Genomic DNA, 9,541 nt, shown 5'->3' on the forward strand with positions numbered 1-9,541 from the left:
GCCCCCCCGCCCACGGAGAATACCAGGGCCGGGGCCACCCAGGGGGGGCGCGGGGCCGGGCGGGGGACCCCCCGGTGGCCACCTCCGGGGGGGGCGGCCCCTTCGAAGGGGCCGCCCCACCGGCATGTGCCGCGGTGACGCGGTAGGAAGGCGCGCCCTGGGCACATCTCCGGTGGGAGAGTCCACCGAGACAGGGAGGGCGACGCATGACCGGGCAGACCGACGTACGCGCCGGACAGCCGGTGTACGGGTGCATGGGGCTCGGCGGCACGTGGGACGGCGTGCCGTACACCGCCGCGGACATCGCGCACGCCGAAGCCGCCGTCGAGGCCGCGCTCGACGCGGGGATCACGGTGTTCGACCACGCCGACATCTACCGGCGCGGCAAGTCCGAGGCCGTCTTCGGCGAGTTGCTCGGCAGAGCGTCCGGGCTGCGGGAGCGCATCGTCCTCCAGACCAAGTGCGGCATCCGGCAGGCCGAGGGCCACCGCCCCGGCATGTACGACCTGCGGCGCTCGCACATCCTGCGGAGCGTCGAGGAGAGCCTCACCCGTCTGCGCACCGACGTGCTCGACGTCCTGCTCCTGCACCGGCCCGACCCGCTGGCCGACCCGCAGCACATCGCGAAGGCCCTCACCTCGCTGCACGGGCAGGGCCTGGTGCGCCGCTTCGGCGTGTCGAACATGAGCGCCGCGCAGATCGCGCACCTCCAGGGCCACCTCGATGTCCCGCTGGTCGCCAACCAGCTGGAGATGAGCCTGGGCAGCCGGGACTGGGTCGAGGCGGGCGTCCTCGTGAACACCCCCGCGGCGGCCGGGAACGGCTTTCCGCACGGGACCGTCGAGTACTGCCACGCCCACGGGATCCAGCTCCAGGCCTGGGGCGCCCTGGCCCAGGGGCGTTACACCGGCGCCGCCGACTCACCGGCCGCGCGGCTCGTCGCGGACCTCGCCGAACGCAAACGGACGACACCGGAGACCATCCTGCTGTGGTGGCTGCAACGCCACCCGGCCCGCATCGCCCCGGTCATCGGCACCAGCCGTCCCGAACGCGTCCGCGCCTGCCGCGACGCCGTGAGCCGCGCGCCGGAACTCACCCACGAGGAGTGGTACGACCTGTGGGTCACCGCCCGCGGCGGCCCCTTGCCCTGACCGAACCGGCCGAACGGGTACGGGTGGGACCGGGCCTGCCGCGGTAGGCATTGCGCGTGCAGACCTTCCTTCCGTACGCAGACTTCACGCGCTCCGCCGCGGTCCTGGACCGGGCCCGGCTCGGCAAGCAGCGGGTCGAGGCCCTCCAGGTGCTGCGCGGCCTGACGGTGCCCGACTACGGGTGGCGGCACCATCCCGCGGTACGCATGTGGATCGGCTACGAGGAGGCCCTGGTCCGCTACGGGCTCGACGTGTGCGCGGTGTGGGTGGCGGAGGGGCGCGCCGACACCTGCGCCGCCACCTTGGTCACCGACTTCACCCGACACCGCCCCGGCGCCACCGTCCGCGCCCAGGAGCAGCTCGCCGCCGAGGGCGAACTGCCGCCCTGGCTCGGTGATCCCGCCTTCCACCGCAGCCACCGTTCGGCGCTGGTCCGCAAGGCCCCGGAGGTCTACACCCCCCTCTTCCCGGACGTCCCCGCCGACCTGCCCTACCTCTGGCCGGCCTCGGACCGCGCCTCCTCCTAGTCCCGGGAGCCACGTCACCGCTGCATCGAACGGTGTACCGGCATCTCGTCCGGCGCTACGACCCGCACGCGCTGCCCGGCGCGGAGGATGGTGAGTGATCACACCCCGCACGCCGTGGAACGAGGAGAGACACATGACCGGGCTCGCATCCCGCGCCTGCGTACCCACACGTTTCGGAGCTCTCGGGCGCGCGCTGGGCGGCGCGCTCCTCATGGGCGTCGCGTTGGGCTCGGGGACAGAGCTCGGGCCGGCGGTCGCCGATGTGCTGGGGCTGACCGGGTTCGCGGCGCGGATGATCCCCGCCCTGCTGGTCAGTGCGGTGGCGGTGCCGCTGGTGGGGTGGGCGTTGCGCCGAAGGGGCGGTTCGCTCGAGGACATCGGCTTCGGTGGCGCGGGGGCGAACGTCCGGGCTCTGCTCTTCGGGGCGGGGGTGACCCTGGCGGCCGCGGTGCTCGTCCTCGGCGCGGGGACGGCCGCCGGGATGCTGCGCTGGACGCGACCCGACCTGTTCGCACTCACCGGGTACGTCGTGGCGAACGGGGCGGTCGCGTTGCTCCTCGAGGCGCTGCCCGAGGAGACGACGCTGCGGGGTTACGCGTGGACGTCCCTGCGCGGCCGGTTCGGCGGCCTCGGCGCCGCGCTCGGCACGACCGCCCTGTTCCTGGTCACACCCGGCGTCTCCACGGTGGTGGGTGCGGGGGTGGCGCCCCTCGTCGGCCGCGAGGCCGGGCCTGTCGGGTTGGCCCCCGGCGGTCAGGAGCCGGTCGGCTATCTGATCCTCCTCACGGCGTTCGGCGTGCTGCTCCTCGCGGCCCGCACCGCGACCGGGCGCGCTCCCCTGTGCGCCGCGATCGGCGCCCACCTGGCCTTCCTGACCGTCAACCGCGTCGTGTTCGAGGGCGACCGACGCGACGCGGGCTGGTACGCCGAGCTGTCGTCACCCGGGGTGGAGCTCCTCGTACCGGTGTACGCGCTGGTCGCGGCGGCCGGGTTCGCGCTGTGGCGGCGCCGGGCGGTTGAGCCGTTCGGCCAGGGCGCGGTATCTGCCCGCGCGGGCCGCTGATTCCTCCAGGTGCGCGGCGATCTCTTCCTGGGCGTGCCCGCCGTGTCGAGCGCGTCGGCGACTACCGGTTCGAGATCGATCAGGATGCGTGCGTCGGCGGGGATGGCGGGCACGGTCCGTGACACCTTTCCAGTCGTGCGGGCGGCGGTTTTCGGCGGGCGGCCGCTACCAGCGGAGGAGGACCAGTTCGATGGCGAACCCCGGCCCCATGGCGGCGACCAGGCCGGGGGTGTTCGCGGGGGGCGGTGTCTCCATGGCCGCGCGCAGGATGTCCAGTACGGAGACGGACGAGAGGTTGCCCCGCTCGGCCACGGAGCGCCGGGTGAGCTCCAAGGCACCAGGTTCCAGGCCGAGGGCCTGCTGTACAGCGGTGAAGACCTTCGGTCCGCCGCCGTGGATGATCCAGCTCGCGATCTGGTGCGGGGCCAGCGCGTGCCGCGCGAGGAGCCCTTGGACGGCCGTCGGCACGTGCTTCTCCGTGAGCGCCGGGACCTCGGGCGACAGCAGGATGCGGAAGCCGTGGGAGCCGATGTCCCAGCCGAGGACGTCCTCGGTGCCGGGGACCAGCAGGCTGTGCGTGTCCACCAGCGCGGGCCCGGCGGGGCAGCCGTCCCGCCGGGATCCGAGGGCCACGACGGCGGCCACGCCGTCCCCGAAGAGGCTGCCCGCGACGATGTTCGCCACGGAACCGTCCGCGAACTGGTGTGCCAGGGAGCACAGTTCCACGGCGAGCAGGACGGCCACCTGGTCGGGGTGGGCCAGGAGGTGGTCGTGGAGCCGGGCCAGACCTACGGCGCCTCCGGCGCAGCCGTTGCCGAACAGCGGGATGCGTTTGACGTCCGGTCGCAGCCCGACCCGGTGGGCGAGCCGAGCCTCCAACGACGGTACGGCAAGGCCGGTGACGGTGGTGCTGATCACCGCGTCGACCTCATCCGGCTGGACGCCCGCGGTGCGCAGCGCGCCGGTCAGCGCCTGTTCCCCCAGGTCCATGGCGGTGTCGAGCCAGACGCGGTTCTGCTCGGTGAAGTCCTTCCCGCGGGTGAGTTCGACGAGCTTCTCCAGCGGCAGGGACAGGGAGCGGGTCTCCACACCCGAGTTGGCGTGGATCTTGCGGAGGACCAGGGCGCCCGTCTCGGACTCCAGGAGCGTCGTGCGGGCGAGGGCGGCGAGGATCTCCTCCTGCCGGTACTGGTACGGCGGGAAGACCGTCCGGATCGCCGCCACCTGTGGCCCGGCGGCTCCTGACGGCCGGGTGTGGTCATGTGTCGCCTGACGCGTCGGCATCAGCTTCCGCCTTTCTTCACGGGTGCGGTGGTCGACAACGGGGACCTGACGAGGGCCGGGGCCCACCAGTTCGCCGGGCCGAGGGCCGCCATGACAGCGGGCACCAGGACTCCTCGCACCAGGACGGCGTCCACGAGCGCGCCGAGTGCGACGCCGATGCCGATGAACTTGAGCAGGGCGACGTGGGAGGTGGCCATGGCCGCGGTCGAGATCGCCACGGCTGCCGCGGCGGACGTCATCAGCCGGCCGGTGCGGGCGACGCCCTCGATGATCGAGGTGCGGTTGTCTCCGCAGCGGTCGTACTCCTCCCGGATGCGGCCGAGGAGGAAGACCTCGTAGTCCAGCGACAGGGCGAGCGTGACGAGCAGGACGAACAGCAGGGTCGAGGCGTCCAGCGCTCCCGTCGCCGTGAAGTGGCCGAGCAGCGCGCTGCCGTGGCCGTCCTGGAACAGGACGACGAGCGCGCCGAGGCTCGCCCCGAGGCTGACGGCGGCCACGAGCAAGGCTTTCAGGGGGGCGACCAGCGTACGGGTGCAGGCGCTGAGCAGGACCAGGAGCCCCACGGCCAGCAGGAGCAGGCACCATGGGAGGGCGCCGAGTACGGCGTCCGCCGTGTCGACGACCTCCGCGGCCCGCCCGCCCACCTCGACGCCCCCCGGGGCGGAGGTTTGCCGTACCTCGCGCACCACGCTGTCCGCCTCTGGCGTGCCGGGCGCGGCGGACGTGGCCGCGAGCAGCACGAACGCCGCACCGGACGGAGCCATCCGCACCACGCGGACACCGGTGATGCCCGGGACCCGGGCGAGCCGGTCGCGGTAGGCCGGTGCGGCATCCGCGATGCCCGGGACCGGGGCGGGTCGGTCGGCGTGAGCCGGTGCGCCGTCCGCGATGCCCGGGAGACGGGCGGGTCGGTCGCTGTGAGCCGGTGCGCCGTCTGCGACACCCGGGATACGGGCGGGTCGGTCGGCGTGAGCCGGTGCGGCGTCCGTCGCCCGCGGTCCGGTGACGACCACGGTGAGGAGCCGCTCCGGTGGCACGGTGAACTCGGCGCGCACCCGCTCGGCCGCGGCGGCGGCCGGAGCCGTCGCGGGCAGCGTGCGTTCGTCCACGACGCCGAGCCGTGCGTGGGTGAAGGGCAGCGCCAGCAGGGCCAGCAGCAGCACCGCGAGGCCGCCCGCCAGGAGGGGCCGTGCGGTGACCGTGGACGTCGTGCGGTGCCAGAAGCGACTCACGTCCCCGGTCCGGACACGCCGCCACCGCGCCAGCGGGTCCCACGCCTGCGCCCGGGGGCCGAGCAACCGCAGGCAGGCGGGCAGTACGGTCAGGGCGACCAGTGCCGCGAGCACGGTGACGATCATGCCCGCCAGGGACAGTGCGCGCAGCATCGGCACCGGCACCAGCAGGGCGCAGGCGAGGCACACGGTGACGGCGGCGGCGGAGAACGCGATGGAACGGCCGCTGGAGCGGCGGGCGGCCACCAGCGCCGTGTGCAGGTCCGCGCCCCGCGCGGTCTCCTCCCGTACGCGGGCCATCAGGAAGAGGCTGTAGTCGACGGCCAGGCCGAACCCGATCGCCGACGCGGCGTTGACCGCGACCCGTGAGATGTCGGTCACCTGCGCCAGCAGGCCCAGAACGGGGACGGTGCAGCCGATGGCGAGCGCCGCCACGACGACGGGCAGCAGCGCGGACACCACGGACCCGTAGACGAAGACCAGGACGACGAAGAGCACCGGCGCGGCCAGCAGTTCGGCCCGGCTCAGATCGTGCTCGACGGTCTCGTCGATCGCGCGGTCGGCCCACATCTCGCCGCTGGGCTCCACCCGCGTCCCGGGGACGGCGGAGCGGGCGGCCGCCACCACGTCGGGCGCCGCCTGCTTGCGTTCGTCGTCCGTTCCCTTCAGCCGTACGGCGACCAGGTGGGTCCGTCCGTCCTTGGAGCGCGGCCCTGTGCCGTCGGTGGTCTGTGCCGGCCACACGGCCTCGACGTCGCGCTGCCCGGCCAGCTTCGCCGTCATCGCTGCGGTGCCGTCCCGGACGCGGGCCTGACGTTCATCGCCGGGGCGCTGTGCGACGGCCAGGAAGAGATCGGGCGTGAGCACGCCGAGCCGCTCTGCCCGCTGCCGGGCGCGCGCCGCCTCCGTGTCCGTCGCGACCGTGCCGCCCGTGCTGAGCGCCGACATGGCGACGGGGGCAAGCAATACTGCGCACACCGCCGCCGGCAGGGCACTCAGCACCACCCGCCGGGCCCGGCGCCGCAGGCGCGTCCGTTCGTGTGCCTCCGTCCCGCCTCCGGTCCTGGCGCTACGTCCGGCTCCCACTAGGAAGCCGTGAACAGCAGAACGGCGTTCTGGCCGCCGAAGCCGAAGGAGCAACTGAGCCCCGCTCCGCCGCGCGTCGGGCGGGGCCGTCCGGCGACGATGTCCAGCTTGTGCTCCCCGTCCTGGCCGTCGAAGTTCGCCACCGGCGGGACGGCAGCATGGCACAGCGCGAGGACCGTGTACGCCGCCTGGATCGCCCCGGCCGCCCCCAGCGCGTGCCCGATCACGCCCTTGGACGCGGTGACCGGCGGCCCGTCGGCACCGAAGACGCGGACGATGGCCCGTGCCTCGGCCGCGTCGTTCAGCGGGGTGGAGGTGCCGTGCGCGTTGACGTGGCCGACGTCCCCCGGCCCGCACCCGGCGTCCGCGAGAGCGGTGTGGATGGCACGGACCGCGCCGTCGCCCTGGGGGTGCGGGGCGACGGGGTGGTGCGCGTCGGCACCGGCTCCGTAGCCCCGCAGCAGCGCAAGGACGGGAGCCCGCCGTGCCCGGGCCGCGCGGGCGCGTTCGAGGACGAGGACGCCGGCGCCCTCGCCCAGGACGAAGCCGTCACGCCGCGCGTCGAACGGGCGGCTGGCCAAGTCCGGTTCTTCGCCGCGCCGGGACAGCGCCCGCATCCGCGTGAAGCACGTGGCCGTCATGCGCGAGCGAGCCGACTCGCTGCCGCCCGCCAGGACGATGTCACAGGTGCCGGACCGCAGCAGGTCCCGGGCCACTCCGATCGCGGTGGCGCCCGACGCGCAGGCGCTGGCGGTGGTGAAGTTGGGGCCGCGCGCACCGAGGTCGATGGCGACCTCGCCCGCGGCCATGCTCGGAACGCTGCGCGTGAGCGCGAGGGGCGAGACCCGCTCGGGCCGCCCCGCGCCGAGGTGGCCGAACTCGGTGACGTACGCACTCAGACTGTTGGATCCCACGCCCAGCACGACACCGACCCGCTCCGCTTCCCAGGTGCGACGATCGAGGCCCGCGTCCGCGACGGCCCGCCGGGCGGCGACGCGGGCGAACTGGATGAAGCGGTCCACGCGCCGGGCCTGCGCCCGGCCGAGCTCCGTGTCGGCGTCGAAGTCCGTCACCCGGCAGGAGAAGTCGACGGGCAGTCCCGCCAGGTCGGGATCCGTAGCGGCCAGCGAACGCCCTCGGCACAGGGCCGTCCAGTTGGCGTCCGCCGTGTGCCCGGCCGGGGTCACCAGGCCAAGCCCGGTGACCGCGATCTCAGCGTGCATGCGCGAACGCCCGAGCCGCCTCGCCCAGGGTCGAGGACGGGCGCAGGTCCAGAGCGTCCGCGGGCAGGACGATGCCGTACTCCTCCTCCGCCGCCACCACGAACTCCATCAACGACAGCGAGTCCAGGCCGAGACTCTCGAACGTCGTCCCGCCGGACAACTCACCGGCATCCGCCCGCACATCGAGGCGGCCGGTCAGCAGGGCCACCAGTTCCTCGGGAAGAGCGGACTCCGCCGCCTCGGGGAGGACCACCTCCGCTTCCTCGGGAAGGACCGCCTCCGCTCCCTCGGGAAGGACCGCCTGCGCCGCGTCCTCCGCTGCCTGCGTCATGCCTGGATCTCCTGTCACCCGTTTGTCCGTGCGCCACCGTGTAAACACCGGCGAGGGGTATATGGGGACGGTCTGTCACCCGTTGGTGTCGCGTCATCGGGCAGCAGGGGGCTTCGGGAAGCGTGCTCGCGGGCCGCACTGTCATGCCGCGGTGTGCTGTTCCAGGCCGCCGAGGATGAGGGTGAGGTCCGCCTCGAACGCCGTCTCATGATCGAGTACGGGGACGTCGCCCGGCAGGTCCTTGGCGTCCGGCGGCTCTGTGTCCGCCTGCTCCTCCAGGACGCAGCCGACCGTGTAGCGGCCCGCTGCCAGCATCGCCGTCTGCGCCGCCCGCTCGGGCACCCGTCACCTACACCGTCTCCAGCGACGAACTGAGCGGAGCCACGTCCGCCGCGCTCATGGACGCCGTCGAAGACGGCCGCGCGGCGGGCCTGACCGTGGAAGTCGGAGGTTCGGCCGTCGACGGCGGCCCTGAACTCGGCGGTGTCACCGAACTGATCGGCATCGCTGTCGCCGCGCTCGTGCTGTTCATCACCTTCCGTGCGATAGTCGCCGCCGGACTTCCCTTGGTCACCGCCCTCGTCGGCCTGGGCGCCGGAGTCTGCGCCATCGTCACCGCGGGCATGTCCACCACGACGATCACCCTGGCCCTGATGCTGGGCCTGGCCGTGGGCATCGACTACGCCCTGTTCATCGTCTCCCGCTACCGCGCCGAACGGACCGCGGGGCACGCGCCGCAGGAGGCCGCGGGCCGGGCGGTGGGCACCGCCGGATCCGCGGTCGTCTTCGCCGGCGCCACCGTCGTCATCGTGCTGGCCGGGCTGTCCGTGGCGGGCGTACCGACGCTGACGGACATGGGTCTTGCCGCCGCAGGAACCGTCGTCATCGCCGTACTCGTCGCCCTGACGCTTCTGCCCGCCCTGCTCGGCTTCTTCCCCCGGGCCGTCCTGCCGCGCGCCCAGCGCCGCGGCGCCCCCAACCGCCCCCCGCGCGTCACCGCAGCGGCCACGGTCCCTGACGTACGCGACATCGAGGCCTCCGGCGACGACCAGGGCGGTGGTCGCAGCCACGCAGTCGGTCACGGGCATGGCCGTACGAAAGCGGGAGCGATGCCCATCTCCGACGGCACCGCTCCCGCTCACCTTGCGATCCACTCACCCTGTTGGTCGGGTTCCCCTATGTGAATTCCGCCCATACGCCCGGCATCGTCGGCCGCGCGTTCAGACCGGGTCGCGTCACGTCGGGTTCGGCGTAGCGAGATTGCGGGTTCAGCAGGAAGGCAAGGACCCCCGACAGGCCGGTGCCGAAGTCAGCGAGCACGGCGGCGCCCGACTCGTCCGGGAGCTCACGGCGCGATGACGAGTGCGGTCAGGCCTGCGGCATGTTGCGTGCCGCTCCGCTCCGAGACAGCGCGCCGCATGGGCCCTTGCCCCCTTTTTTTTGGTTGTCCTGCCGTGCGTTCTCGTGCCGCTGTCTGCTCGCCTGTGTATCGAGTGAGTGCGGTGCATGAGCGATCAGGTCGCAGGCGAGGAGTATCTCTGCGCGCCTCCAGCATGGCCAAGGTTCGTTCCGCTGAGCGGAACAGCACGTGCCGGCGTCACCAAAGTGGACCCGCGCCGTGCCCGCGCCCTCCACGTCGTGGAC

9 protein-coding genes are annotated in these 9,541 nt (G+C 73.6%); 4 read left to right on the plus strand and 5 right to left on the minus strand.

Annotated elements, in window-relative coordinates; translation table 11 throughout:
- Nucleotides 1-206: 206 nt before the first annotated feature.
- The 3 genes from ACH4DX_RS07640 (at nt 207) to ACH4DX_RS07650 (ending at nt 2,741) form a co-directional block, all read left to right on the plus strand.
- Nucleotides 207-1,151: an aldo/keto reductase family oxidoreductase gene (locus ACH4DX_RS07640; RefSeq protein WP_398114304.1), complete on the plus strand. Its 945-nt coding sequence runs from the start codon at nt 207-209 to the stop codon at nt 1,149-1,151.
- A 56-nt stretch (nt 1,152-1,207) separates the two neighbouring features.
- Nucleotides 1,208-1,678 carry an MSMEG_6728 family protein gene (locus ACH4DX_RS07645; RefSeq protein ID WP_398114306.1) on the plus strand — a complete coding sequence of 157 codons (471 nt, stop codon included), beginning with the start codon at nt 1,208-1,210 and terminating at the stop codon, nt 1,676-1,678.
- Nucleotides 1,679-1,811: 133 nt separating this feature from the next.
- Entirely contained in the window at nt 1,812-2,741 is a 930-nt protein-coding gene (locus tag ACH4DX_RS07650) for a type II CAAX prenyl endopeptidase Rce1 family protein (RefSeq protein WP_398154400.1), read from the plus strand.
- Nucleotides 2,742-2,906: 165 nt separating this feature from the next.
- On the opposite strand, the gene ACH4DX_RS07655 is transcribed toward ACH4DX_RS07650, so the two are convergent.
- The 5 genes from ACH4DX_RS07655 to ACH4DX_RS07675 all read right to left on the minus strand — a co-directional run bounded on the left by ACH4DX_RS07655 (nt 2,907) and on the right by ACH4DX_RS07675 (nt 8,239).
- A complete protein-coding gene (locus tag ACH4DX_RS07655) occupies nt 2,907-3,965 on the minus strand; it encodes a type III polyketide synthase (protein ID WP_398154401.1) in 1,059 nt (352 codons plus the stop codon).
- Between the two features lie 59 nt (nt 3,966-4,024).
- Nucleotides 4,025-6,205 carry an MMPL family transporter gene (locus ACH4DX_RS07660; protein WP_398154402.1) on the minus strand — a complete coding sequence of 727 codons (2,181 nt, stop codon included), beginning with the start codon at nt 6,203-6,205 and terminating at the stop codon, nt 4,025-4,027.
- A 137-nt stretch (nt 6,206-6,342) separates the two neighbouring features.
- Nucleotides 6,343-7,566 (minus strand): beta-ketoacyl-[acyl-carrier-protein] synthase family protein, encoded by a 1,224-nt coding sequence (locus tag ACH4DX_RS07665; protein WP_398154403.1) that lies wholly within the window; start codon nt 7,564-7,566, stop codon nt 6,343-6,345.
- Complete coding sequence (locus ACH4DX_RS07670) at nt 7,556-7,897, minus strand: acyl carrier protein (protein ID WP_398154404.1); 342 nt, start codon at nt 7,895-7,897, stop codon at nt 7,556-7,558. The genes ACH4DX_RS07665 and ACH4DX_RS07670 overlap by 11 nt, the downstream gene beginning before the upstream one ends.
- 141 nt (nt 7,898-8,038) lie before the next feature.
- Nucleotides 8,039-8,239: a hypothetical protein gene (locus ACH4DX_RS07675; RefSeq protein ID WP_398154405.1), complete on the minus strand. Its 201-nt coding sequence runs from the start codon at nt 8,237-8,239 to the stop codon at nt 8,039-8,041.
- Between the two features lie 29 nt (nt 8,240-8,268).
- Between ACH4DX_RS07675 and ACH4DX_RS07680 the strand changes: the two genes are divergently transcribed.
- Complete coding sequence (locus ACH4DX_RS07680) at nt 8,269-9,081, plus strand: MMPL family transporter (RefSeq protein ID WP_398154753.1); 813 nt, start codon at nt 8,269-8,271, stop codon at nt 9,079-9,081.
- Nucleotides 9,082-9,541 lie beyond the last annotated feature (460 nt).

It is taken from the genome of Streptomyces sp. NPDC017940 (assembly GCF_044328435.1).
GTDB lineage: Bacteria > Actinomycetota > Actinomycetes > Streptomycetales > Streptomycetaceae > Streptomyces.